The organism is Acidipila sp. EB88 (assembly GCF_003858395.1).
Lineage (GTDB): Bacteria > Acidobacteriota > Terriglobia > Terriglobales > Acidobacteriaceae > EB88.
This window is the reverse complement of record NZ_QWEV01000005.1, coordinates 4,137,658-4,162,133: the sequence shown is the minus strand read 5'-3', so window position 1 is coordinate 4,162,133 and position 24,476 is coordinate 4,137,658. Positions and strand designations below refer to the sequence as shown.

The 24,476-nt window shown below is 63.0% G+C and carries 21 protein-coding genes; 7 read left to right on the top strand and 14 right to left on the bottom strand.

All coding sequences use genetic code 11. The features are described 5' to 3' along the window. Positions 1 to 80 precede the first annotated feature (80 nt). Complete coding sequence (locus tag D1Y84_RS17395) at positions 81 to 3,029, bottom strand: FAD-binding and (Fe-S)-binding domain-containing protein (protein WP_124849807.1); 2,949 nt, start codon at positions 3,027 to 3,029, stop codon at positions 81 to 83. A gap of 641 nt (positions 3,030 to 3,670) precedes the next feature. Between D1Y84_RS17395 and D1Y84_RS17390 the strand changes: the two genes are divergently transcribed. Together D1Y84_RS17390 and D1Y84_RS17385 are read left to right on the top strand one after the other, a co-directional pair. Beyond that, entirely contained in the window at positions 3,671 to 4,888 is a 1,218-nt protein-coding gene (locus D1Y84_RS17390) for a Gfo/Idh/MocA family protein (protein WP_233581523.1), read from the top strand. 215 nt (positions 4,889 to 5,103) lie between these two features. Next, positions 5,104 to 5,796, top strand: coding sequence for a Bax inhibitor-1 family protein (locus tag D1Y84_RS17385; RefSeq protein WP_124849806.1), 693 nt, complete (start codon positions 5,104 to 5,106; stop codon positions 5,794 to 5,796). 117 nt (positions 5,797 to 5,913) lie between these two features. On the opposite strand, the gene D1Y84_RS17380 is transcribed toward D1Y84_RS17385, so the two are convergent. Then, a complete protein-coding gene (locus D1Y84_RS17380) occupies positions 5,914 to 6,798 on the bottom strand; it encodes a LysR family transcriptional regulator (RefSeq protein WP_158615556.1) in 885 nt (294 codons plus the stop codon). A 144-nt stretch (positions 6,799 to 6,942) separates the two neighbouring features. On the opposite strand from D1Y84_RS17380, the gene D1Y84_RS17375 reads away from it, so the two are divergent. The 3 genes from D1Y84_RS17375 to D1Y84_RS17365 are packed head-to-tail and all read left to right on the top strand — an operon-like array spanning position 6,943 to position 12,970. Beyond that, the gene (locus D1Y84_RS17375; protein WP_124849804.1) at positions 6,943 to 10,101 is read left to right on the top strand and encodes an efflux RND transporter permease subunit; all 3,159 of its coding nucleotides are present in this window, start codon (positions 6,943 to 6,945) and stop codon (positions 10,099 to 10,101) included. Between the two features lie 14 nt (positions 10,102 to 10,115). Further along, positions 10,116 to 11,483 carry an efflux RND transporter periplasmic adaptor subunit gene (locus D1Y84_RS17370; protein WP_233581522.1) on the top strand — a complete coding sequence of 456 codons (1,368 nt, stop codon included), beginning with the start codon at positions 10,116 to 10,118 and terminating at the stop codon, positions 11,481 to 11,483. After that, the gene (locus D1Y84_RS17365; protein ID WP_233581521.1) at positions 11,480 to 12,970 is read left to right on the top strand and encodes an efflux transporter outer membrane subunit; all 1,491 of its coding nucleotides are present in this window, start codon (positions 11,480 to 11,482) and stop codon (positions 12,968 to 12,970) included. Before D1Y84_RS17370 ends, D1Y84_RS17365 begins: the two co-directional genes overlap by 4 nt. A gap of 42 nt (positions 12,971 to 13,012) precedes the next feature. Here the strand turns inward: D1Y84_RS17365 and D1Y84_RS17360 are convergent, their stop codons facing one another. The 5 genes from D1Y84_RS17360 to ada all read right to left on the bottom strand — a co-directional run bounded on the left by D1Y84_RS17360 (position 13,013) and on the right by ada (position 17,471). Next, positions 13,013 to 14,032 (bottom strand): LacI family DNA-binding transcriptional regulator, encoded by a 1,020-nt coding sequence (locus D1Y84_RS17360; RefSeq protein ID WP_124849803.1) that lies wholly within the window; start codon positions 14,030 to 14,032, stop codon positions 13,013 to 13,015. A gap of 77 nt (positions 14,033 to 14,109) precedes the next feature. After that, positions 14,110 to 15,393: a GRP family sugar transporter gene (locus D1Y84_RS17355; protein WP_124849802.1), complete on the bottom strand. Its 1,284-nt coding sequence runs from the start codon at positions 15,391 to 15,393 to the stop codon at positions 14,110 to 14,112. Between the two features lie 76 nt (positions 15,394 to 15,469). Beyond that, entirely contained in the window at positions 15,470 to 15,592 is a 123-nt protein-coding gene (locus D1Y84_RS18205) for a translocated intimin receptor Tir (protein ID WP_199726439.1), read from the bottom strand. 312 nt (positions 15,593 to 15,904) lie between these two features. After that, a complete protein-coding gene (locus tag D1Y84_RS17350) occupies positions 15,905 to 16,090 on the bottom strand; it encodes a hypothetical protein (protein WP_124849801.1) in 186 nt (61 codons plus the stop codon). Between the two features lie 277 nt (positions 16,091 to 16,367). Then, positions 16,368 to 17,471 carry a bifunctional DNA-binding transcriptional regulator/O6-methylguanine-DNA methyltransferase Ada gene (gene ada / locus D1Y84_RS17345; RefSeq protein ID WP_233581520.1) on the bottom strand — a complete coding sequence of 368 codons (1,104 nt, stop codon included), beginning with the start codon at positions 17,469 to 17,471 and terminating at the stop codon, positions 16,368 to 16,370. A 257-nt stretch (positions 17,472 to 17,728) separates the two neighbouring features. Here ada and D1Y84_RS17340 point away from each other — a divergent pair, with 257 nt between their 5' ends. Then, entirely contained in the window at positions 17,729 to 18,664 is a 936-nt protein-coding gene (locus D1Y84_RS17340; protein ID WP_124849800.1) for a YihY/virulence factor BrkB family protein, read from the top strand. Here the strand turns inward: D1Y84_RS17340 and D1Y84_RS17335 are convergent. The 4 genes from D1Y84_RS17335 to ccsA form a co-directional block, all read right to left on the bottom strand. Further along, entirely contained in the window at positions 18,661 to 19,914 is a 1,254-nt protein-coding gene (locus tag D1Y84_RS17335; RefSeq protein WP_124849799.1) for a YncE family protein, read from the bottom strand. The genes D1Y84_RS17340 and D1Y84_RS17335 overlap by 4 nt on opposite strands. Positions 19,915 to 20,118: 204 nt before the next feature. Further along, a complete protein-coding gene (gene aroF, locus D1Y84_RS17330; RefSeq protein WP_124849798.1) occupies positions 20,119 to 21,183 on the bottom strand; it encodes a 3-deoxy-7-phosphoheptulonate synthase in 1,065 nt (354 codons plus the stop codon). Between the two features lie 83 nt (positions 21,184 to 21,266). Beyond that, a complete protein-coding gene (locus tag D1Y84_RS18700) occupies positions 21,267 to 21,392 on the bottom strand; it encodes a hypothetical protein (protein WP_255424369.1) in 126 nt (41 codons plus the stop codon). Next, positions 21,389 to 22,132 (bottom strand): cytochrome c biogenesis protein CcsA, encoded by a 744-nt coding sequence (gene ccsA, locus D1Y84_RS17325; protein WP_233581519.1) that lies wholly within the window; start codon positions 22,130 to 22,132, stop codon positions 21,389 to 21,391. The genes D1Y84_RS18700 and ccsA overlap by 4 nt, the downstream gene beginning before the upstream one ends. A gap of 108 nt (positions 22,133 to 22,240) precedes the next feature. Here ccsA and D1Y84_RS17320 point away from each other — a divergent pair, with 108 nt between their 5' ends. Continuing rightward, complete coding sequence (locus D1Y84_RS17320; RefSeq protein WP_124849797.1) at positions 22,241 to 22,489, top strand: hypothetical protein; 249 nt, start codon at positions 22,241 to 22,243, stop codon at positions 22,487 to 22,489. Positions 22,490 to 22,499: 10 nt separating this feature from the next. Here the strand turns inward: D1Y84_RS17320 and D1Y84_RS17315 are convergent, their stop codons facing one another. From D1Y84_RS17315 to D1Y84_RS17305, 3 genes are read right to left on the bottom strand one after another with little or no spacing between them, the layout of a single operon-like run. Continuing rightward, the gene (locus D1Y84_RS17315) at positions 22,500 to 23,180 is read right to left on the bottom strand and encodes a heme exporter protein CcmB (protein ID WP_233581518.1); all 681 of its coding nucleotides are present in this window, start codon (positions 23,178 to 23,180) and stop codon (positions 22,500 to 22,502) included. Further along, positions 23,177 to 23,680, bottom strand: coding sequence for an aminoacyl-tRNA deacylase (locus D1Y84_RS17310; protein WP_124849795.1), 504 nt, complete (start codon positions 23,678 to 23,680; stop codon positions 23,177 to 23,179). Before D1Y84_RS17310 ends, D1Y84_RS17315 begins: the two co-directional genes overlap by 4 nt. Then, positions 23,677 to 24,351 (bottom strand): ATP-binding cassette domain-containing protein, encoded by a 675-nt coding sequence (locus tag D1Y84_RS17305; protein ID WP_199726438.1) that lies wholly within the window; start codon positions 24,349 to 24,351, stop codon positions 23,677 to 23,679. Before D1Y84_RS17305 ends, D1Y84_RS17310 begins: the two co-directional genes overlap by 4 nt. Positions 24,352 to 24,476: the final 125 nt, after the last annotated feature.

Below are 24,476 nucleotides of genomic sequence, written 5' to 3'. Positions count from 1 at the left end.
CTCGTTGCCACATTGCCACGGCGCGCGCCTCGGCATCGACAGCGGTTTCGGGTGTGAACAGGGAAGTGCCTGCTAGGCAATCAGCAGTCGCCAGCCAGAACCTCTGCAAGGTGCACCGCGGAGCGGGGACTGTTTTGCCGGATCTGCTCGCGGCACGAGAAGCCGTTGGTGACAAGCAGGTCCGATGGGCCCGCGGTGCGGACTGCGGGAAGCAGCACGCGCTCCGCGAGCGATTGCGAGACGGCAAACGCATGCGCTTCAAAACCGAAAGGACCGGCCATGCCGCAGCATCCTGCATCGAGCAGCTCCACCCGGGCGCCGGTGGCGCGCAGCAGCGCCATGTCGGGCTCCATGGACATCAGCGCTTTCTGGTGGCAATGCCCATGCACGACGATGCGGCGCTCAGGCAGGTGCGGCGGTCGCCAGTCGCCCGGGTTCTGCGCGAGTATTTCACTCAGCAGCAGCGTCTGCCGGCTCAGCTTCCGCGCGCGCTCATCGTGGGGGAAAAACTTCAGCAGTTCGTCGCGGAAGACACTGGCGCAGCTCGGCTCGAGCATGACCACGGGAATGCCTGCCTCGATCTGCGGCGCAAACGTGTCAAGGATGGTGCGCAGGTAGCTGCGCGCCTGGTCGAGGAAGCCGAAGTCGTAAAGCGGACGGCCGCAGCAGACGTGCTTCGCAGGAACCTCAACGGAGTAGCCGGCCGTTGCAAGCACCCGCGCAGCGGAGTCAAGAGCCTGCGGGTGAAAGTAGTTATTCCAGGTGTCGGCCCACAGCAGCGCCGGGCGCTTGGCGACCTGAGGCGGAGCCGGCTGCCTGTTGCGATGCCACCGCTGTCGGAAGTTGTGAGAGCTGAAGGCAGGCAGCTCACGCTGCGGCGCTATGCCGAGCAACTGCTTGACCAGCGGCGCCACGCCCGGCACTCGCAAGGGCAGGTTGGCCAGCGCGGGCGCGTACGAGGCCAGCTGCGCCCATCGATCCATGAAGCCGAACGCGTAGTGTGCGAGCGGATGCCGCTCGTCATCGTAATAATGCGCAAGAAACTCCGACTTCCAGCTGGCCATGTCGACGTTCACCGGGCACTCGGTCTTGCAGGCTTTGCACGAGAGGCAAAGGTCCAGCGCTTCCTTGACGGCTTCGTTCTTCCATCCGCCTTGAATGACGTCCCCCTGCATCATCTCCCAGAGAAGGTGTGCGCGGCCGCGCGTGGAGTGCTTCTCCTCGAGCGTCGCCATGTAGCTGGGACACATCGTGCCGTTATCCTGCTTGCGGCACGCGCCCACGCCAACGCAGCGCGAAGTGGCCTCGGCAAAGGAGTCACCATCGCCCGCGTAGGAGAACCACGTGGCGGGCTGCACCCGTTTGTAGTCGGGCCCCATGCGCAGATTCTCGGTGGGTTGATACACGGCTACAGGGTCCACGAGCTTGCCGGGATTCATACGGTTCGTCGGATCCCACAGCGCTTTGAAGTCGGCAAAAGCCTGCATGAGCTCAGGGCCAAACATCTTGGGCAGCAGCGCGGCGCGGGCCTGGCCGTCACCATGCTCGCCGGAGAACGAGCCACCGTACTTGAGCACGATGTCCGAGGCTTCGTCCAGAAAGCTGCGGTACTTCGCGACACCGTCATGCGTGGTGAGGTTGAACGAGATGCGCAGGTGCACGCACCCCTGGCCGAAGTGGCCGTACATGGGAGAACGATAGCCGTACTGATCAATCAACCGGAACAGCTCGCGCAGGTAAGCACCCAGCGCGGCAGGCGGCACAGCTGAGTCCTCCCAGCCTTCCCAGCCGCTGGGTTCGCCGGGCACGAAGACCGACGCGCCCAGCGCAGCCTCGCGCACTTTCCACACGCGTGCTGCCTCCTCCTGCGAGTAGCGGGCAAGCGTAGGCTGCGCGGCGAACCCGCGCGCGGCCACAATAAACGCATCGGCCATGCGGTCCACGTCGTCGGCGGTGTCGGCACCAAACTCGCAGAGCAGAAAGCCGCGGCCCGCGGGCAACAGTTGCACATCGTTGACGACGAGCTGCTTGAGGCGCATAAAGTCGACAAGCATGCCGTCGAAGCCTTCAAGCCCGATGGGTGAGAAGGCAAGCACGGAAGGCACGTGGTCGGCAGCGATGAACGCATCCGCAAACCCAAGTGCGACAAGCCTGCGATGCTGCGGGCTGGGCTTGAGTTCGCAGGTGGCCTCAAGGATCGTGACGCAGGTTCCCTCGCTGCCGACCAGTGCGCGCGCCACGTGAAAGCCGTTCTCCGGCAGGAGCTGATCGAGGTTGTAGCCGGAGACGCGGCGCGGGATATCGGGGAATCGTTCCTGCACCAGCACGCCGTACACGTCGCGCAGCCGCTTGAGACCCTCGTAGATCTCGCCCTTGCGGCCACCCGCGGCGATGATCGCGTCGAGCTCGCCTTCCGTGGTGCGGCCGACCTGCATGCGTGTGCCGTCGTAGAGCAGGATGTCGAGCGACTCGATGTTGTCGACGGTTTTGCCGCCCATCAGCGCGTGCACGCCGCAGGAGTTGTTGCCGATCATGCCGCCAAGTGTGCAGCGGCTGTGCGTGGCAGGGTCCGGCGCGAAGGTGAGCGCATGCTGTTCCGCGGCATCGCGCAGGGCGTCAAGTACGATGCCGGGTTCCACGCGGGCGAGCCGGGTGGTGGCATCAAGTGCCGTGATCCCGTGCATGTACTTTGAAAAATCCAACACCACGGCAACGTTGCAACACTGCCCGGCAAGCGAAGTGCCGCCGCCGCGCGACAGCACGGCAGCCCCGAGGGCACGGCACGCAGCAACCGCGGCGATCACGTCCTGCTGATCACGTGGCAAGACGACGCCCACCGGGACCTGCCGGTAGTTCGAAGCGTCGGTCGCATACAGCGCGCGGGAGGACGCGTCGAAACGCACCTCGCCGCGCACCGTGGCACGCAGGCGCGCTTCCAGCTGCGATGCCTCGGCAAACGCCTCGTGCGGATGTTGCTGCGGTTGCGTGGCCGAGTTGCCGAGGATGGGGAATGGGGAAGCGCTGCTCATCGAAGTAAACCTGCTGGGAAATGCGCGGCTGGCGGCTGACGCGTGTGTCGGAGCCTGTGCTCACGGGCAGGCGCGCACCACCAGACGAGTATAGGGCCCGAGCACGGGTCGCGAGTACCGGTCGAGGGTATAGGTCGCGGGTCTATCGCCCCGTACCGGGCTCAACCTGGGCTGCCTGGGCTGTTCCAGCTTGCCTGGAGATCGTCCATGATTGCCCCGGCCTGCTTGACTCCGCACACGGATGACCAGAGCATGCCCCGCCACTCCGTTCCCAGCCATGCGGCTGCACGGCTACAATGGCAGCGCTTCTGCGAGCATGCTGTACAGCCCCGCGAATGCTCGACGTTCGGAGACGCAATGGTTCTTCGCATCCATCGCTTGATCGCGCAAAAGCCCCTGGATGCCGTCGCCGCTGCTGCTTCTTTTCGGGGTGGAACGCGTTTCTGCTTCGCGACGGGGGATGTGCCCGCGAGTCGCCGCAGCAGGCTACATCTGTGCTGCTGGGCAGCACAGATCTTTCCGGGCCTGCATACGTGCGCATGATTCCTTATCGACATAATGAACAGGACACAAGTCAGCCCTGCAAGTGAAAACTGAACTACAAGTGAGAAGCTGAACCACACGATGGAAGGGGAACCAACTTGAACCGTAGAGGATTTATGCAGGCTGCGAGCCTGTTGTCTGCAAACGCACTGATCGCGCCGCACCTGCCGCTACTTGCGCAAAGCGCGGGTAAAAAAATGGGCCGCAACGAAACGATCCAAGTGGCGCTGATCGGCGCCGGTGGACAGGGCATGTCGGACACACGCTCTGCACTGCAGGTACCTGGCGTCAAGCTGGTCGCAGTGGCGGACTGCTACCAGGGGCGGCTCGATCGGAGCCGCGAGTTGTGGGGGCAGGACGTGGCAACCACGCGTGATTATCGCGAGGTGCTGGCCCGCAAGGATGTCGATGCGGTGATCATCGCGACCCCTGATCACTGGCACAAGGATGCCGCGATCGACGCCATGAAGGCCGGCAAGGATGTGTACTGCGAAAAGCCGATGATTCACCTGTACGAGGATGGCCCGGCGATGATCGAGGCGGCTCACAGCACCGGCCGCATCATGCAGGTAGGAAGCCAGCGGGTGAGCTCCATTGTGTATGCCAAGGCCAAGGAGCTGCTTGCCTCGGGCGCGATCGGCCAGTTGAACATGGTGACTGCGCGCTGGGATCGCAACTCGTCGATCGGCGCCTGGAACTACACGGTGCCGTCGGATGCGAGTCCTGAAACCTGCGACTGGCCGCGTTTCCTTGGGTCGGCGCCCAGGATCGCATGGAACCCGGAGCGTTTCTTCCAGTGGAGGAAATGGAAGGACTACAGCAGCGGCGTGGCCGGTGACCTGTTTGTGCATCTCTTCAGCGGAACGCACTTTGTGACAGGAAGCCACGGGCCCACGCGCGGCATGGCAACCGGCGGCTTGCGCTTCTGGAAAGACGGGCGCGACGTGCCGGACGTGATGCTGGCGCTCTTCGACTACAAGGAAGGTTTTAACCTGAGTCTCCGCGTGAACTTCGTCGATGGCGGCGAAGAAAGCGAAGGCCTCGTATTTACCGGGTCCGAGGGCACGATGGAGATCGCCGGAAGCACTGTCACAGTGAGCCGGACCCCCGCGAAAAAGCGCCGGGGTACACAGTCGACACCTTTACGGAGGCGGTGCAGAAGCAGACGCTTGAGGCTTACGACAAGCGCTACCCCACCATGCGTGAGGACACAACCTCGCTGGGGTCAGAGCGGTACACCGCGCCGCCCCATTACAGTGACAGCTACGATCACTTCCGCGTGTTCTTTGACGCTGTACGCACGCGCCGCCCGGTGACCGAGGATGCAGTTTTCGGCTACCGAGCAGCAGGCGCGGCGCTGCTGGCAAACCAGAGCTTCGAACGCAACGCGATCATCGAATGGGATCCGGAAGCCATGCGCCTGCTCTAAAACTCGCGCGTCTCCAGCGGCCACGCCGTTTCTTGCCAAAGCGGCGCGCTGGAGGCGCAAAGGGCGCCAAGGCGCCCAAGCATGGAAGCGTAGAATAAGGCTATGGCACAGAACGGCTCTCTGGGTTCGTCGGGCAATGCGTACGGTGTGTTGAATGGTGGTCGGGCATACGACCAGGCCGAGAGTTCGTCGCGTCTGCTCGGCAAGGTCCTGGGCATGGTCAGCGTGGCGTTTGCGCTGACCGCAGCCGGCAGCTATGTTTCGCTCTCCATCCCACCCGGCCTCGCACTGCTGATCATGCTGCTGAACTTGGGCATGCTTTTTGCAATCCGCGCGACTCGCGACAATGCGCCTCGGCAGATGACCCTGTTCTATGCTTTCGCCTTTCTGGAAGGCGTGGGACTTGGCCCTACCATCCACCACTATCTCGGCCATGGTGGCTCGCACCTTGTAGGGACCGCCGCCATGACCACCGGCATTGGCATGGCTATGCTTGGCACCGTGGCCTACGCCGTCTCGGTGGACTATCGCAAGGTCCAGGCAATCGGCCAGTTCTTTCTGATCGGCCTGTTCGTGCTGCTGCTTGCGACCATGTTCTTTCACTTCGTACAGCCCACTACAATTGATTACCTGGTGCTTGCCGTATTCTCCGTCCTGACCATCGGAGACTTTGCCCGGGTGCGCGCCGGCGGCGGCGGAGCCACGGCAGCGGAGTTGTCGCTTTCCATCTTCCTTGATGGTTTGAATATCTTCCTGGCTGTGCTGAACCTGTTCGGCAATCGCGGGAACGACTAGACCCTGCTGCGTTGAAGCCGAGGGCCATGCGAGTCCGCATGGCCCTTTCTCGTGTGAGCAGACGACCCACGGCAAGCGCTCACTGCGAGCGCCTGCTGTTGCTCGTCACACGAAACGCTAAACGCGCGGTGAGCCTTTGCGAGTCTTGCGGATCAACTGCAGAAATGCCTGGTGCAGGGGTCCTTCCCGGCGAGTGCTCCAGGCGATCACCAGATCGATTGACGCGTCGCGGCTCGCGATCGGCGCGGCAACTACGTCCGATGAGGCAAGCTTCAGCGTGTTCTTCGGCAGGATCGCCACGCCTTCGCCAGCGGCCACAAGGGTCAGCACGCTGCTCGCCACCGCTGCGGTTGCAGCGATCTTTGGAGAGAAACCGGCTGCACGGCAAAGTGCGATGACCTTGTCGAACAGCGCGGGCGAAGTCTCCCGGTGCGTGATCACAAACGGCTCCGCTGCCAGGCTGCTTATGTCCACGGGCGAGCCGGCAAGTGCGTGGCCTTTGGGAAGCGCGACCACCAGAGGCTCCACGTAGAGGCGCTCCCAACTGAGCTCGCCACTGGCTGGCGATTGCACGATCCGTGTAAACCCGATATCGATGGTGCCCGCCAGTAAGGCTTCCTGTTGCTGCACCGGCCCCATCTCGAGCAGTGACACCCGCACACCCGGAGACTGCGCGCGAAAGCGCCGGATGAGGGCGGGAAAGAGCGCATCGGTACCGCCCACGAAAAACCCGATCTTGAGGGTGCCCACTTCGCCGGAAGCCGAGCGGCGCACGGCCGCGACGGCCTCTGCCGCGGCAGCCAGTGTTCGCTTCACCTCGACCAGGAACACCTCTCCATGAGCATTCAAACGGGCGCGATGTTCTCGCCGGTCGAACAGGGGCAAACCTAGCTCCTGCTCAAGGTCTCGCATCTGTTCGCTGATGGCCGACTGCGAGACATTGAGCAGTGCCGCTGCACGGGCGAAGCCATTCTCCTCGGCTACCGCCTTGAAATATCGCATGTGCCGCAGTTCCATGGGTGCAGTCTATCGGTAATACCGATGGATTCGCTCGGAATAAACTGTTTGGCAAGAGTAAAGGCGAAGGAGCAAACTTAAAGTCGTACCCGCGACCCCCGGGAGCGGTGCAGAAAGAGTTGTGCGCTCATGTGGATCGTCAAGGTCGCGCTGGATCGGCCGTACACGTTTATCATCCTCGCGCTGCTGATCCTGATCCTGAGCCCTGTGATCATTCTGCGGACGCCGACCGACATCTTCCCGTCGATCAACATCCCGGTCGTTGCGGTGAATTTTACGTACACAGGTCTGGCGGCTGAAGATTTCGAAGGCCGCATCACCAGCCCGTATGAGAAGGCACTTACCACCCTCGTCGACAACATCGAGCATATCGAGTCCACGACCTACAACGGACAGGTTGTTGTGAAAGTATTTCTGCAGCCGGGGGCGAGCCTGGACACGGCAAACGCGCAGGTCACCGCAGCTTCGCAGTACCTGCTGAAGCAGCTTCCTCCCGGAACGCTGCCCCCTGAGATCATCAACTTTTCAGCATCGAGCGTGCCCATTCTGCAGCTTGGTATCTCGGGCGAAGGACTCTCAGAGTCCCAGTTGAACGACTACGCGACGAACTACATCCGGCCCCAGCTCACGACCGTGCCCGGAGCGGTGATCCCGCTCACCTACGGCGGCAAGCAGCGGCAGATGACCGTGAGCATGCAGCCGCAGCTCATGCAGGCCAAGGGCGTTTCGCCAAACGACCTGCTGAATGCGCTGCTCTCTGGGGATTTGGTGCTGCCCTCCGGTACGACCAAGATCGGTGCGCGCGAGTATGACGTCACCACCAATGCCTCGCCCGAAACAGTCGGAGAGATTTCGGATATTCCGATCAAGCAGGTGAGTGGCAGCACCGTGTACGTGCGCGATGTGTCTACCGTTAGCAACGGCGACGCATTCCAGACCAACGTGGTGCGCAAGGACGGGCGGCGCGGTGTGTTGATCAGCGTGTTGAAGAACGGGGATTCATCGACACTCTCCGTTGTATCCGGCGTGCGCAACCTGCTTCCGCGAGTTGCGACCCTGGTGCCTCCGGAGTTAAAGATCTCCCCTCTGGCTGACCAGTCAGTGTTTGTGCGCGCTGCCGTGCAGGGAGTGATTCGCGAAGCAATCATCGCCGCGGCGCTTACCGGCCTGATGATCCTGCTCTTCCTGGGTTCGTGGCGCTCCACGCTCATCATCGCAGTCTCGATCCCGCTGTCGATTCTTTCGTCGATCATCGTGCTCAGCCTGATCGGGCAGACCATCAACACTATGACCCTGGGGGGTCTCGCTCTTGCGGTCGGCATCCTGGTGGACGATGCGACCGTAACGATCGAGAACATCGAGCGCTTTATGGAAGAGGGTTATCCTCTGCGTGAGGCGATTCTGGATGGTGCCGGTCAGATCGCGGTGCCTGCTCTCGTGTCTACGCTCTGTATCTGCATCGTGTTTCTGCCGATGTTTTTTCTCAGCGGCGTCTCCAAGTACCTGTTCGTTCCCCTGGCCGAAGCAGTCGTGTTCGCAATGCTTGCTTCGTACATCCTCTCGCGTACGCTCGTGCCAACCCTCGCCATGTACCTGTTGCACGTACATGAGAAGGGCAGGCCTTCGCGTAACCCGCTGGTGCAGTTTCAGCAGGGCTTCGAGCGCGGCTTCGAGTGGGTCCGGGCCCGCTACCAGTCACTGCTCACGTCGCTGGTGCATCACCGCAAGGTCTTCATTCCTTCGTTCCTGCTCGCAGCACTGTGCGTGTTTCTGCTGGTGCCGTTCCTGGGGCGCGACTTCTTCCCGAGCACCGACGCGGGTGAGTTCATCCTGCATGTGCGCGGCAAGACCGGGCTGCGCATCGAGGAAACGGCCAAGCTCTGCGACCTGGTGGAGGCGCAGATCCGCCGTACCATCCCGGCGAGCGAACTCGACAACATTCTTGACAACATTGGCCTGCCGTACAGCGGTTTCAACACGATGCATGCAACCTCAGGCTTGGTGGGCGCGAGCGACGCGGACATCATTGTGAGTCTCAAGGAAGACCACCACCCCACTGCGGAGTACATCCGCCAGCTGCGCGCTACGTTGCCGCAGCAGTTTGCGGGCGATATCTTCTACTTCCTGCCGGCTGACATCACGACCCAGATCCTGAACTTCGGCCTGCCTGCGCCGATTGACGTGCAGATCCAGGGAAGCGACGTGTACAAGAGCAAGGAAATCGCAGACACCATGCTGAAGGAGCTTCGACAGGTCCCGGGCCTCACCGATGTGCGGGTGCAGCAGCCGCTTAATTACCCGGTGCTGCACGTGGCGATCGATCGCACCAAGGCCTCGCAGGGTGGCTTCACCGCGCGCGACGTTGCGCAGAGCCTGACCAACAGCCTCAGCGGATCCTTCCAGATCAACCCGATGTTCTATCTCGACCCCAAGAACGGTGTGAACTACAGCCTGGTGGCACAGACGCCGCAGTACTCGGAGGAGTCGCTGCAGGATCTGCAGAACCTGCCTATTCATTCCACAGTGACGGGCGCCAACGCGATCCTGGGAAATGTGACATCAATCCATCGCGAGACAGAGATGGCGATCGTTTCGCACTACAACATTCGTCGCACGATCGACATTTACGGAGCAGTGCAGGGTCGCGACCTGGGTGCGGTCGGCGCGGACGTGCAGAAGATCGTGGATCATAACAGCCAGCATCTGCCGCGCGGCACTTTTATCTCTCTGCTGGGCCAGCTCAAGACCATGCAGAGCGCATACGTCGCGTTGCTGGCTGGCCTGGTGTTCGCAATTCTGCTCGTGTACATGCTCATCGTGGTGAACTTCCAAAGCTGGCTTGATCCATTCATCATCGTGACAGCACTGCCTGCGGCGTTGGCCGGCATCGTGTTCTTCCTGTTTTTGACGCGCACGACGCTCAGCGTTCCCGCGCTGATGGGCGCGATCATGTGCATGGGTGTGGCCACGGCGAACTCGATCCTGGTGGTGTCGTTTGCCAAGATCCGACTGGCGGAGCACGGAGAGCCGATTCGTGCCGCAGTCGAAGCCGGAGCCACCCGCTTCCGTCCCGTCTGCATGACGGCGCTGGCGATGATCATCGGCATGATCCCCATGGCGCTTGGCCTGGGAGACGGCGGCGAGCAGAATGCGCCGCTTGGCCGCGCAGTGATCGGCGGCTTGTCCTTTGCCACCATCGCCACCCTTACTTTTGTTCCTTCTGTGTTTGGACTGCTGCATAGCCGCGCGCACGCAAGGCGCGATGCTAAAGCAGCAATGCACGCCTGAAAAGAGGAAGCTTGATGCAGGATCGCCCCACCCATCGCAACATCACTGCGGAAGAAGGCATGCGCGATATCGGGACCGAGCAGCTGCCGGCCATATCGGATGATCGTGATCCCCGCCCGACGCATGCGCACGCGAGCGGGCATGCAGAAGGCCCCCTGGGCGCGATCAGGGAAGATGACTCGCCCGTTCCCCCGGTGAGTCGTGGCCGTGGAGGTCTATGGCTCGGGCTCATCGTCGTCGCAATAGTGGCCGTGCTCATCTACGCGGGAATCCACAGCCGGCATAAAAACGAAGACGCTCTCAAGACCAGCACCGACGCTGGAGCCACCCCCGTGGTGATGGTGACGCATCCCTCCGCCGGCGCCACGGACGCAGCCGAGGTTGTGCTGCCTGCTAACGTCACGGCTTTTGTGGATACGCCGATCTACGCGCGCACAAGCGGCTACCTGCGTCACTGGTACTTCGATATCGGGACGCGGGTGCAGAAGGGTGCATTGCTCGCAGTCATCGAAACGCCTGAACTCGATCAGCAGGTGAGCCAGGCGGAAGCCGATGTGAAGACGGCCGAGTCGAACCTGCAGATCGCGCAGACAACGTCTGCCCGCTGGCAGAAGCTGCTGCAAAAGAACGCGGTTTCGCGGCAGGAAGCAGACCAGAACGAAAGCAACGTCACCGCGGCACAGTCGGCGCTCTCGGCACAACAGGCCAACCTCAAACGGACACAGCAACTGCAGAACTTCGAGCGGGTATATGCACCGTTCTCCGGCGTGATCACGGCGCGCAATGTAGACACCGGCTCGCTGATTGAAGCCGGGCAGAACACGACCCAAAAGGAATTGTTCCATCTCGCCGCGAGCGATCGCCTGCGCGTGTTTGTGCCGGTGCCCGAGGTATACCAGAGCGCCGTGCATGATGGAGCGCGCGTACCGATCACGCTCGATGCGTTCCCCAACGAGCATTTCTATGGCACACTCGCCCGGACCTCGCGCGCTGTGGATCCCCTGTCGCGCACGCTCAATGTTGAAGTGGATGTCGACAACACCACGGGCAAGCTGTTGCCGGGTGCGTACGCGTTTGTGCACTTTGCGCTGCCTGCGGAACTGCAGGCGCTGCGCGTGCCGGCCAACACACTGCTGTTCCGAAGCAAGGGTATGCAGGTAGGCGTGGTGGAGAATGGTCGCGTGAGTCTTCGCAGTGTGAAGATTGGGCATGATTTCGGAGCCACGGTCGAGATCACCGAAGGACTCAAGGCCACCGACGAAATCGTTGTGGATCCGAGCGACTCGCTGGAAAGCGGGGACATGGTTCGGGTGGACAGCCCGCGCGTAACCGGGAGCACAGCAGAAAGCTCGAACGCGGGAGACAAGAAGGCTGCGCAGTGAAGACTTCTTCCACACAACCATTGCGGTTGAAACTTCTTGCGGCTGCTGCCGCGACGTGCGTGGCTGGCAGCCTTTCCGGCTGCATGGTCGGCCCGAACTATAAGACGCCCGGCACGCCCATTGCACCAGCTTTCAAGGAGCAGCCCCATGCAGAACCGGTGCCGGGCGATGGCTGGACTACCGGCCAGCCGCAGGATGCAGCTCTCAAGGGAAACTGGTGGACCTTGTATCGCGACCCACAACTGGACGCGCTTGAGGTGCAGATCGATACTGCCAACCAGACGCTGAAAGCCTCCGAGGCAAACTTTCGCGCGGCACGGTTCCAGGTTGCTTACAATCGCGCCAACTATGCGCCGACTATCGGCGTGGCTCCTGCAGCCGGCGCCGTGCGCGACTCCGCAAACCAGCCGTACTTCAACAACACGCTTGCGAATAACGGCGAAGGCAGCTTTCAACTTCCATTCGACCTGAGCTACGAAGTGGACCTCTGGGGCCGCATCCGGCGGGGTGTAGCCAGCGCGCGCGAGCAGGGACAGGCGGCTGCGGCGGATCTCGAAAACGCCCGCCTGAGCCTCCATGCCGAGCTAGCGATCGACTACTTCGATCTGCGTTCGACTGATGCGCAGCTCAAATTGGTGCGCGACACGATCAGCGCCTACCAGCAGGCATACGACCTCACCAAGGAGCGCTTCGATGGCGGAGCCGCACCCATGTCCGACGTAACGCAGGCACGCACCCAGTTGGACTCGGCGCGCGTGCTTTCGACAGACCTGGGTGTGGAGCGCACGGCGGATGAACACGCCATTGCGGTGTTAACCGGGCAGCCGCCTGCCGCGCTCACTATCCCTCCTTTGCCGATCAATCTGCAGCCCCCCACCATGCCGGCGATCCCCGGGCTGCTGCCCGCGCAACTGCTGCAGCGCCGACCCGACATTGCAGCAAGCGAGCGCCGCATGGCTTCCGCAAACGAGCAGATCGGCATCGCGCAGGCTGCTTTTTACCCGACGCTCTCGATCAGTGCGCAGGGCGGCTTCCTTGGTAACTCCATCGTGAACTGGTTCACCTGGCCCAGTCGCTTCTTCGCGGTGGGTTCAACCCTGTCTGAAACGCTCTACGATGCCGGGCGCCGCAGGGCCACGATCAACACGGCCTCCGCAGACTACGATGTGCAGGTCGCGAACTACCGGCAGACGACCCTGTCTGCATTTCAGCAGGTCGAAGATAATCTCGCCGCCTTGCGCATCCTGGAAGTGGAAGCGAAACAGCAGCATGAAACCACGGCGAGCGCTGAGCAGTCGCTCGATCTCTTCAACATCCGCTACGAGGGCGGTGTCGATACCTTCCTGCAGGTGGTGACCTCGCAAACAGCCGCGTTGAACAATGAGCGCAACGACATCGACATCATGCGCAGAAGACTCGAGGCAAGCGTGCTGCTGGTCAAGGCAGTCGGCGGCGGCTGGGATACTACGCAGCTGCCGAAGCTGTAGAGCGGCCAGCACGAGGGTGCGCCAAACGCGTGCGCGGCTATCTCAGCCGCGCTCGCGGCGCAGGCTGGAGGCTCGCGCAATCAGGCGAGGCTGGAGCAGTACCTGCCGTGCGGGCGCCTGTGCATCGACCGCAAGCGCGAGCGCCATCGTGCCGGCAATGCGACCAAGCTCAGCCACGTTCTGATCGATCGAGGAAAGCGGCCTCCGGAGGTACTCGGCAAAGCGGAAGTTGCCGCAGCCCACGACGGCGACATCTTCGGGGACGCGAAGACCGGCACGGAGCACGGCCTCCATTGCTCCAACGGCAGTCATGTCGTTGTAGCAGAAGACTGCATCGGGCGGCACCGGCAGCGCGAGCAGCGCCTGCATGGCTTCGAAGCCCGTGTCGAAGCCGCCTTCCTCCACGTGGCCGCAGCTGTGTACGTACGCCGCGGGAAGAACGAGGCCATGCTGTCGGACCGCCTGGCAATAGCCCTCGAGCCGACCCACCGCCGGGCTGGTAGCCTTGCCGCCGATGTGGGCGACGCGTGTGCAGCCCTGCTCCAACAGGTGGTTCGTCGCGAGCCGGCCAACTTCAACCTCATCGAGCCCTACAAAGGCAGCATCGACGCCGCGGAAGCTGCGATCGAAGAGCACGCAGGGTGTCGGAGCTACGCCCAGGGCTGGCAGATCCAGGAGGCTCTCCCGGCAGGAAGCGAGCAGCAGCACGTCGACTCCGCGATGCACCAGGGCGCGGATCTCACGCTCTTCAATTGCGGGATCTTCTTCAGAGGAAGCAAGAATCAAGGCCAGGTCATGCTCGCGCAGCAGGGAACTGAGCGCCTTAGCGAACTCGGCAAAAAACGGCTGCACGAGATCGGGAACCAGCAGGCCCATCGTGCCGGTGGGCCCCCCGGCCAGCCCGCGCGCCAGCATGTTGGGCCGGTAGTTCAGCTCCTGCACGCGCCGCAGCACACGCTCCCGCGTCGCCTCGCTGATGTCGGTGCCGCCGCGCAGCACCTTGGAGACGGTGATGGTCGAGACGCCGAGATCCTGCGCTATGTCTTTGAGTCGGACTGCCATGGAGAGAGGCTACCTTCGCAAAGGCCCGGAGTGAAAGCACGCACTCCGTGACTCCAGAGGAAGCGCGCAAAGGAAACCTAAACGAAGCGTGTGACCCGCCAGAGCCGCCACCCTCCGAATAGCACGCTCCCGGCAAGCACCGAGCACAGAGCTGTCATCCAGCCGAGGTGCAGCACCAGCAAGGGGGCTGCGGCATGCAAGCCAAGGTAAACGAAGACGGAACACGCCAGCAGCACGATCACGTAGTCCCACCAGCGGCGCCGCTGCGTAGAGGGCGCTCCCGCGGCAACGGGTGAATGCGCACTGTGCTGCGTTCCGGCAAGGCTGAGCCCGTACCGATCGCACTCCCGCTCGATGGCGCGGTCGCGCGCTTCCGCCTCGAGTTCCTGCGATGGTGCGGTTCCAATAAGGATGGCGCCCGCGATCATGACGCCGGAGCCCGCGAGCACCAAGGCCTTCTGCGCGGGCGTGGCGTGGTGCAGTTCGCCGAACACAAGCGCACCCCAGGCAAGCCCCCATAGCTGGTTGGTGTTGGACAGGGGAATGCCGCGGCCAATGCCAAGGTACTTGGCGGCGAACTGCTGAAACAGGTCACCCACAACCCACACAAAGCCGCCCAGGCACAACCAGAAGAGCACGCCCTGGCTGTGACGCAGCTGGGTTGCTATCGCATGCATTCCGCCGCCCAGGGTAGCCGCGAGGGCGAACGCGGTAGCCAGTTCGCCAAAGGTAAACACCGTGACAAAGGAAAGCGGGTTCATGCCGCTCAGGTAAGCCTTGCGGTAGGGCACATACATGGTGCCCCACAGCAGGCTTGCCCCCAGCGCAGCCGCGATGCCACCCACCGCGTGATGGGTGGCGAGCAGGCTGCCGTGGCCAAGGTCGGGCATGGTGCTGAAGCCGAGGAGCACCGCCGCAACCACGATCAGGCATGCGCCCAGCAGCACGCGCGTGCGGATCGAGGCCGACGCGCCCTCGAGTTCATGAAAGAGCACACGCCCCCACAGCAGGCCGATGAGCGAGTTCGCATTCCATAAGGGGAATGCGATCACCAGCCCCACGTCCCGAATCGCAAACACCGTCAGTGTGTTAGCCACCGCCCACAGCGCGCCCGCAAGTACGGCCCACACCACGAGATGCTTGTGCGAGGCAAGATCATTCGCAACAAACGAAGTGCCTTTGATTAACGTAGGAAGGGTCCAGCGAGCCAGGAAGACACCGGCCACCATGCACAGTGAGACCGCGTAGGGGGAGAGACCGACCTCGACCAGCTTGGTCGGTGCCTCGGCGGCTCCCAGCCAGACACCGGCGGTCAGTCCGACGACGACGCCCAGCCGGTGCAATGTTTGATTTCGTTCCAAGAAGTTTCGGAGCTTTCTACGGAGAGTGGGGGCGGTTCAGGAGCTTGCGCCGATTTTGGCCATCGGCGTAGAACGCTTAGTGCAGGATCGCCAGCAGGGCAATCCCGGCCAGAAGCACAAGGAACGGAACCAGAAAATGCACATCCGTCAGGATGAGCCGCAGCGTGGTGAGTGATCCTGAGCGGGGCTTCGTGGTCAAAGGGTGGTTGCTCCGGTGTGCGCGACTCGTTCGACGATGACCCGTAGCGGGCGAAGTGCGCTGTCGCTACCGTTTCCCGGCCGTAGGCTCCGTAGGTCCATAGCCTCGCAGGATCGCGCTCTGCTTATTTTAGTAGATCGCGTTTGACGCGGCTACTGCCCGGCGCCCAGGCTCCGCAAGCTAAGACGGGTGACCACAAAGTTCTGGGAACGCAATTGCTCATTACCGGAGCTCACCGCTTGGAATGCCGTTGGTGCTGGCGCGCCGATGACCTGCGGGGGATTTGCAGCCGGCATCCTGCCACGAGACAGTTCAGGCGCAGGACGCAATGTCCGGGCCTGCCTGCGCCCGCGATACTGAGGAGTAGACGAGCTTGCCCGGGGCGCGGGGTGCGTCGTACGGAGCCACCGCGAGCATGGCCTGCCCGCCCAGGGCACGCAGTTGGCAGGCTTCTTCCTCACACACGATCTCGTAGCGTTCCACCTGGCAGCCACACATGGAGCATGTCTGTCTGGAATGCTGCCATCGCGTCCACCGGAGCCGAAGGCGCCGTAAAAAAAGCATGGTGTGCATCATTGACTCCCCTGGGTGCGCGCAGTGCAAGCGTCGTCTGCCTGGTTCTTCTGCTACGCCCTGCTAGTAAGAGCGCTCCAGGCAGGGCGATGCACGCAGTATCGGCAAAACAGGGAGCCGCATGAGAAGGGAAGCAAATGCAAGCGAGATCACTGATGGACACGAGCCTGGTTACCGCCGCCGGGGTGGGCCGGCGGCTTGGTCAGTGCTGCCGGGTCGTCCGCGCGGCGAGTGCTTCCCGCTCCTGCTCCAGAAGTGTGCGCTTGCGTTCGACACCCCAGCGATACCCGGAGAGTGCGCCGTCGTTGCGAACGACGCGGTGGCAGGGAATCAGCACCGCCAGCGAATTGGCCGCGCATGCCCGGGCCACAGCCCGCACTGCGGTCGGTCGGCCGATGCGCTCGGCGATCTCGGTGTAGGTCGCGGTTGAACCCGCGGGGATCTGCTGCAGAGCTTTCCATACGCACTGCTGAAAAGCGGTGCCGCGCACATCGAGCGGCAGCTCCACGGAGGCATGTGGTTGCTCGATCAACCCGACGACCCGGGCGACCAACGCTTCGAACCCCGCGTCGCCCCCGACCAGAGTGGCCCCGGCAAACCGGTCCTCGAGGTTCCCAAGGAGCACAGAAGGGTCATCTCCGATCAGGATGGCGCAGACGCCGATCTCGCTGCTGGCAACAAGGATGGACCCCAGCGAACACTGGCCGACCGCGAAGCGGATCGTCGCCCCTGCGCCGCCGGCTCGAAACGCAGAGGGCGTCATGCCCAGTGCAGATGAGGAGTGCGCATAGAAGCGGCTGCTCGCGTTGAACCCCGCTTCGTAAATGGCATCGGTCACAGTGTCGCTCTGCTGGAGGCTCTCGCGAACCCGCTGCATTCGCCGCGCGGTCGCATATTGGTGCGGGGTGAGGCCTGTCGCGGCTTTGAACAGTCGGTGCAGATGGAAACTGCTCATGCCTGCATGCACCGCAAGCTGCTTCAGGCTGGGCGTGCTCTCGCAAGCTTCGATATGCCGGCAGACCCTTTCAAGCACAGCCGCCTGCTGCTCGCGCGAGGACGGCTGGTCTGGCTTGCACCGCTTGCATGGGCGGAAACCCGCCCGTTCGGCGTCCGCCCGGGTACGGTGAAACAGCACATTCTCCGGGTTGGCCCGGCGCGCAGCGCAGCTGGGGCGGCAGTAGACGCCAGTGCTTTTCACCGAGTACAGGAAGTCTGCCCCGGCATCGCGAGCCGCGAGTTGGGCCCAGCGTGGGTCGCTTGTTGCTTGGTCCTGCAGCAGCATATCTTTCTCGATGGTTTGGCGCATGGCTACCTTCCTTCTGGTAATAACCTACCGAGCGCGCAGCGCGCCAGCATCCCGTTTCTTGCTCTCAAATTCGCTTGAAGGGGCGCTCCTGTGCTGCGTGGGTCAAAGCACGATCGCCCTCAATCAACCCGCATGCGCACGGCGCGTGCCGACGGCTGTTTTCTGCGGACGAACCTGCCCGCCGCGCCTGAAGCATCCACCGTCTCTGGGCCGCGGCGGCTCCTCGCCGTACAGCACACGCCTGCTAGGATCGCTGCATGGTGCCCGCGCCATCCCCCGCTGCCCAGGCGACAACCCCTGCTCCCGAAAAGAGAAGCCCCGGTCGCTGGGATTTGTGGCTTTCGCTGGGACGATACCTCGCGCAGTCCGAGGTGCACACCTACGCCTTCTCGGTGGCCGCCAACTCCATCCTCTCGTTGTTTCCCTTCATCGTGATGATGTTCACCGTGGCGCGCCGCGTCTTTCACTCGCAGTCCATGGTGGCCGTGATCGGCGACATGATCCACTACTTTTTGCCTGCCAACCAGGACTTCGTCGTACGCAACATGAGCCTGCTGGTTCATCCGCATGGCGGCGTGCAGGTGTTCTCCGTAATCACCTTGTTGATCTCCTCATCCGGCGTTTTTCTACCTCTCGAGGTAGCTCTCAACCGCGTGTGGGACGTCGCGCAGAATCGCTCGTACCTGCTCAACCAGCTCATTTCTTTGGGCCTGGCATTCGGCGTAGGGCTGCTGGCGTTGTTCTCCGTCGGCCTTACCGCGCTGCAAACGCGGGTGCTCACCTTTCTGTTCTTCGGGCATACGCAGAACGTGGTGTTCACAGCACTGGCGGGCTCTTTCCTCCAGGTGTCGGCGGCGATCCTTTCCGTCAGTATCTTCCTGGCCATCTACTGGATTCTTCCCAACCGCAGGTTGCCGATCCGGGCGGTGCTGCCCACGGCCATCGTGATCGGTCTTCTCTGGGAGGTGGCGAAGGTGTTGTACGTGCACGCACTTCGCTGGATGGACCTTGCGGACGTCTATGGTCCCTTTGCGGTTTCAGTGACCCTGATGATGTGGGCTTTTCTGACCGGGCTCCTGCTGCTTGCCGGCGCGCACTTTTCAGCCACACGGTACGCCCGGCGCCTGTTGCGTGAGGCGGAGCGAGAAGAAGCAGCCCTGGCTGCGCGCGAAGCGGCAGCCGTCGATCACTAGTGGGAGAGCCGGAAGGCCTTGTCTGCGATGGCGGAAGGGTTCTTGCCAGCGGGCAACAGCGTGAACAGTGTCCCGTACACCGGCTCGCGACGGAAATTGCGGCTGAAGGTGCGCAGCACGGAGACATCGCCGGAGCGGGTATTCGCGGCCAGAAGAAGATGTCCATCCGCGGAGAAGGCGACCGGTCCCGGACCTGCGCCCACGTGCACGGTGTTGATCAGCTTGCCGTCGTCCACCGAGTAGATCGCGACCGTGTCGGCTGTCTGGTTCGCTACCCACAACAAGGCATTGTCCGCGCTGACCACTCCATCCACCGGATGATCGCCAATGAGTGTGGCGCCTCCCACTTCGTTGGTGCCGGTCGCTATCTCGGAAATGGTGTCTGCATCCTGGTTGGCGACGAAGATCTCGCCTCCATCGGGTTTGGGGATCAGGCGCACCGGTCCGAGGCCGACATCGAGCATGGCCAGCAGGCTGTCGTGCTCGACCGGCAGCATCCCTGGATGATGCAGCTCCGCCGGGGTGCGCAGCGCGATAGCCATGACCTGGTGCCCGCCCGCGCAAGCCACAAAGGCCTTTGACGAATCGTTCAACACGAGGATGCTTGCCGCGCCAGGGCAGCCCGCAAAGGACGCTCGCAGAACGGGAGTTCCCGGTGCGCGAAGATCCATCAGTGTGACGCTTCCACTCTGGCCGTTCGCCACAACCAGCGTGCTGCCATCCGGAGAGGTGGCGATGGCGTCCGGCATCTCTCCCGCGCCCACGACCGAGGTCTGGCGGCGTGTATCGAGATCGATCGTTGAAATGCTGTTGGCTGCGGTGTTTGCCACGTACAGACGTGTGCCGGCTGCATTCACGGCGAGCGCGCTGGGCGTGCGACCCAGCCGGATCTGCGCGACGACCTGGTTGCTCTGGCTGTCCACAATGGCAAGCGAGCCTGTGCTCGCAGGCGCAGCGCCCTGGCTCAACACGTACACCTCGTTGCGTACCGGGTTGACCGCAAGTGCGATGGGGCGCGGGGCCACGGACAGAACCGCCTGCTGGCGTATGTGCACCAGGTCCAGCACCGAAACAGTATCGCTGCCGGTGTCCGCGACGTAGGCGTACTCGCGATAGTCCGTGGGGTACTCGGGGAACGCGCCGGTGCGGCAGCCACCCAGGAAGGAGACGGCACAAAGGCAGATGCCGGCGAGAACGAAGCGAGGGGAGCGGAGCAGAAGGGTGACGTGCTGCGAAAGATCGAAGGGCATAGCGACTCTTTGCCAATGTACGCTAGGCGTCCGCGTTCGCACGAAACGAGCGGTCCGCAGGCTGTTCGTCGCGGTGAGCCGGGAGCGCGGGCAGACACCGCGAACGCAGTGGCCCAGAGCAGAAAGAAGCCGCGTTCCCATGGCTCTCTGGAACGCGGCTTCTTTTGTTGCAGTGACGGGATGGAGCAGTGACAGCAGGCGGGGCTACAGCGCTCCGACGGTGTCGGCCGGCTGTACAAAAGCGTTGCGCGGCACGCTGCGGCCGACGATGCCCGCAATCTTGGAAGCTTCGTCCATCAGCTGGATGAACTGGTCCGGATAGAGCGACTGGGCTCCATCGGAGAGCGCACGGTCCGGCTGATTGTGTACCTCGACGATCAGTCCATCCGCGCCGCAGGCGACAGCAGCGCGCGCCATCGACAGCACCTTGTCGCGCTTGCCGGTACCGTGGCTTGGGTCCACCACGATGGGCAGATGCGACAACTGCTGGGCAGCCGGAACGATGCTGAGGTCCAGCGTGTTGCGGGTGTGATCAGCAAAGGTGCGGATACCCCGCTCGCACAGGATCACGTCGTAGTTTCCTTCGCTCATGACGTACTCCGCCGCCATGAGAAGCTCTTCCAGTGTGGCCGACATGCCGCGCTTCAACAGCACCGGCTTGCGCTTGCGGCCAGCGGCACGCAGCAGCGAGTAATTCTGCATGTTGCGCGCGCCGATCTGGATCACGTCGGCGTAGTCCGCCACGAGGTCCAGGGCATCCTGGTCGATTGCTTCGGTCACGATGCGCATGCCGGTGCGCTCGCGGATCTCGGCCATGATGGTCAATGCTTCTTCGCCCAGACCCTGGAACGCGTAAGGAGAAGTACGGGGCTTATACGCGCCACCGCGGAAGAACTGGGCGCCGGCTGCGGCGACCTGGTCTGCCGTGCTGAACGCCTGCTCTCGGCTCTCAATCGAGCATGGGCCGGCGATCATCATCAAGTCGCGTCCGCCGACCGTGATGTCGGTGCCTGGGAAGCGGATCACCGTGTCCTCTTCCTTGACGTCGCGCGACACCAGCTTGTATGGCTTCGAAACGCGGATCACCTCGGCTACGCCGGAAAGCTCAGAGAGGTTGCCATGGTCCACACCGCTCTTGTTGCCGGTGATGCCGATGGCGGTGCGGGTGGCGCCTGGCAGCGCATGCGGGCGAAAGCCCATCCGTTCAATCTCGTCGCAAACCGCGGCAATCTGCTCGGGGGTCGCGTGCGACTTCATCACTACAAGCATGGCAAAAATCCTCGTCTTTCAGTGTACCCCGGCTTCCCGGACTGCCGGGCTAGATGAACCGGGGCGAGCTCTATAGCCATGCCCTAGCTGCGGGGACGCCGCAGCACAAAACCCAGGTAGCCAAGCTGGATCAACCACGTAAAGGCATAGCCGATCAGCACGTGGCGATGTGCCATGTCATGGGTATACGTAGCCCAGAAACTGCTCATGCGCGGTCCCCCTCGAGCACCGTGGCGACGTGGCGTGGAGCGCGCGGCGCCAGCAGTGCCTCGGTGCGCTGGTCGTGGCTTCGCTGCGCGCGCCGCATGCTCTGGTAGCGCAGTGCCGCAACAAACAAGCCCCACATGAGCCAGCCGGTGATGTTCCAGCGGAGCGCCGGCAGCATGCTTGCGTCCATGCCGGTGCCGGGGCCGCCGAAGAAGACTGGACCAGGGTGTTGCGTGCGCCACCAGCGCGTGCTCATGTACACAAGCGGCACATCGAGATAGCCAAAGATCGCCATCACCGCGGCCAGTGTCCGCATCGAGGCTCCCTCGGCGAACGAGCGCAGCAGCAGGTACGCGATGTAGATAAGCCAGAGAATCAGCGTGGAAGTGAGGCGCTCGTCCCATGTCCACCAGATGCCCCAGGCGGCACGCCCCCACAGCGATCCGGTGACCAGGCCGACCGTGCAGAACACCACGCCCAGTTCCGCCGCGGCGACCGCAACCGCGTCAGCATGCAGCGCCCAGGCCGGCTTGCGGTTGCGCAACACGAGGTAGCTGATCGAGGCAGCCAGGTTCAGTGCGAAGAAGACAGAGGTGCCGATCCATGCCGGCAAATGGTAGTAGAAGATACGGCTGAGGTCGCCCTGGGCTGCATCCGCAGGCACCACGAACAGGGCGACGCGCAGCCCATTCGCCAGAATGAGCAGCGTCGCGCACAGCCAGAGAGTTCGCAGGAGCTTCACAAGCGCTGCCTCCTGTGCTCCAGTGTAAATCTGGCGGGGGCGGCTACCCGCTCCTGCACTGCATCTCATTGCAGGCAAAGCTACTTGCTTTTGGGAGAGACGCGGGATATGACCACTGTTCTGGCAATCATTGTGTTCATTGTTGGAGTCGCCTTGTTCGGCATCGGGATCGTGGGACAGATCGGCCTGGGTCGTCGCAAGTCCCGGGGACCGAGCCCGACGGGAGATCGCGCCGGTGCGCGCCTGGTATTGACACTGGCCGCGATCATCGTCGGCGCATGGATGGTGATCGCCTCGGCTTCTGCAATCCTGCATGCCCACGCGCACAGTACCCGCACAACGCAGACCACGTCCTAGCGCTCGCCGCTCAGCCTTCGCTGTTCAGGACCAGTCCAAACAACAGAACAGCAGCCGTGGTGAAGATCACATCGTAGCCGGCGAGCAGCCGGATCCAGAGTACCGGGTCGCTCTCGCCGGTGAACACCGCCCCGGCGGCTGACGTCATCGCAAGCAGGGCAGGGATAAAGATCGGGAACAACAGCAGAGGTAGCAGGAGTTCGCGAGAGCGAGCGCGCATCGAGAGTGCTGCAAAGAAGACGCCGTTGCCCACCAGTGCCCAGGTGCCGAGCGGCAACACCGCCAGCAGCAGCCACGCATTGCCTTTGGGGTCCAGGTTGTAAAAGATCGTGAACAGTGGCGCCAGCACCAGTTCAACACTGGAAACTACGAGAAAGTTCGCGACCACCTTGCCAAGCAGGAGCGCGGATGGCGGAGAGGGACTCATCCGCTGGGCATCGAGCACGCCACCCCGCAGCTCGCGCGACCATGCCTGGTTTAGGGCGCTGGTAGCCGCAAACAGGATCGCGACGCAGAGCACCCCGCCCGCAATCTGTCGCGCCTCGGCCCGCGTCGGGTCGAAAGCAAGCGAAAACAGCACCACGACCAGGAGCGCCAGAAATAGCATGGCATTGATGGCGTCCTTGGACCGCCACTCAAGCCGCAGGTCTTTGCCGATCTGCACAGCCACTGCCTCGATGTATCGCTTCACGTTGCGACCACGGCAGCCCTGGCCACAAGACCCGCGCATGTGGCGCGTGCAGCGCGCAGGTAGTCCTCTGGACGCACCAGCAGTTGCAGGCCACGCTGCCCGGCGGATACGGTGATCCTGTCGTGGAGAAGGATCGTTTCATCGGCAAACACCGGGAACGCTTTCTTCGCTTCAAACACCGTGACGCCTCCGCGAATGTAGCCGGTGAGTGCCTGCACATCCCGGAGTGGCGCCAAAGCGGCGGAGCGTGCACCTGCCGCGTGGGCCAGCTTTCTAAGGTCCAGTTCGTCCGCACCGGAAAGCACGGCAAACACATGGCTCCCATCCGGTGACAGGGTGCAGACTAGCGTCTTCCAAACCTGTTCCGCCGGCAGCCCGAGCTTGGCCGCGACACTGGTCGCGGCAAGATCGTCCGGGTCCACCTCGTACGACAGCAGCTCGTACGCGATGCCAAGTCGATCCAGCATGCGCGCAGCATTGGTTTTCGCAGCGGGCTTCATGCAATACCAGGCAGCGCGGTCTGGAGCTCGCCGTCCGCAAGCAACAGCAGCTGGTCGGCGATGGGTTCGGCCAGGGCGCGCTGATGCGTCGTCAGGACGATGGTTCTGCCCTGGTTCCGCTCTCGCGCCAGCAGCGACAGCATGGCCGCGGCGCTGTTGGCGTCCATGTTGGAGAATGGCTCGTCGAGCAGCAGGAGCTCCGGCCTGGGCAACAATACCCGGGCGAGCGAAAGCCTCTGCCGCATTCCCTGGGAGTAAGCCTGCACTGGTTGCGGTAAAGAGGAGTCGAGCCCGACCGCAGCAAACGCCTCAGCAACGGAAAGGCAGGGTCGCCCGGCGTACAACGCTGCGAAGTAGCGGAGGTTTTCCGCCCCGGTGAACTCGTCATAGAGCATGGGGGCATGGCTCATATAGCCGATGCGCTCGCGGGCATCCGCGGGTGCGACGCCCCAGGTCGAAACGGATCCGAACGACGGCTGCAGCAAGCCCGCCAGAATCCGCAGCAGGGTCGACTTGCCGGCTCCGTTCGCCCCGAGCATGAGGTAACAGGCGCCGGGAAGCAAGGCCGCCTGCACATGCCGCAGCACCGGCACGCCGCCGTAGATATGCGAGATGTCCTGCATGGCGGCAGTGACAGGAGAGATTTTGTGTAGAAAGGTTTCCGTCGCCATGGATGCAGTGAGTATATTCGCTGCACTCCGGAGCGCCCTTTTACGCGCGTCGAGCATCTGCTCCAGCAATGACATTCCTCGCCAGGGCGCAGCGAATCGGTAAGCGCTACCAAAATCCGGTTCCC

Bases quoted from the DNA above. Each gene is read 5' to 3' on its own strand.
- aroF (WP_124849798.1), bottom strand. From the start codon at position 21,183: ATGCTTGTAGTGATGAAGTCGCACGCGACCCCCGAGCAGATTGCCGCG.
- D1Y84_RS17310 (WP_124849795.1), bottom strand. From the start codon at position 23,680: ATGAAGCCCGCTGCGAAAACCAATGCTGCGCGCATGCTGGATCGACTT.
- ada (WP_233581520.1), bottom strand. From the start codon at position 17,471: ATGCGCCAAACCATCGAGAAAGATATGCTGCTGCAGGACCAAGCAACA.
- D1Y84_RS17375 (WP_124849804.1), top strand. From the start codon at position 6,943: ATGTGGATCGTCAAGGTCGCGCTGGATCGGCCGTACACGTTTATCATC.
- D1Y84_RS18700 (WP_255424369.1), bottom strand. From the start codon at position 21,392: ATGAGCAGTTTCTGGGCTACGTATACCCATGACATGGCACATCGCCAC.
- D1Y84_RS17395 (WP_124849807.1), bottom strand. From the start codon at position 3,029: ATGAGCAGCGCTTCCCCATTCCCCATCCTCGGCAACTCGGCCACGCAA.
- D1Y84_RS17305 (WP_199726438.1), bottom strand. From the start codon at position 24,351: ATGGCGACGGAAACCTTTCTACACAAAATCTCTCCTGTCACTGCCGCC.
- D1Y84_RS17335 (WP_124849799.1), bottom strand. From the start codon at position 19,914: ATGCCCTTCGATCTTTCGCAGCACGTCACCCTTCTGCTCCGCTCCCCT.
- D1Y84_RS17350 (WP_124849801.1), bottom strand. From the start codon at position 16,090: ATGTGTGGCTGCCAGGTGGAACGCTACGAGATCGTGTGTGAGGAAGAA.
- D1Y84_RS17340 (WP_124849800.1), top strand. From the start codon at position 17,729: ATGGTGCCCGCGCCATCCCCCGCTGCCCAGGCGACAACCCCTGCTCCC.
- D1Y84_RS17385 (WP_124849806.1), top strand. From the start codon at position 5,104: ATGGCACAGAACGGCTCTCTGGGTTCGTCGGGCAATGCGTACGGTGTG.
- D1Y84_RS17380 (WP_158615556.1), bottom strand. From the start codon at position 6,798: ATGCGATATTTCAAGGCGGTAGCCGAGGAGAATGGCTTCGCCCGTGCA.
- D1Y84_RS17360 (WP_124849803.1), bottom strand. From the start codon at position 14,032: ATGGCAGTCCGACTCAAAGACATAGCGCAGGATCTCGGCGTCTCGACC.
- D1Y84_RS17370 (WP_233581522.1), top strand. From the start codon at position 10,116: ATGCAGGATCGCCCCACCCATCGCAACATCACTGCGGAAGAAGGCATG.
- D1Y84_RS17320 (WP_124849797.1), top strand. From the start codon at position 22,241: ATGACCACTGTTCTGGCAATCATTGTGTTCATTGTTGGAGTCGCCTTG.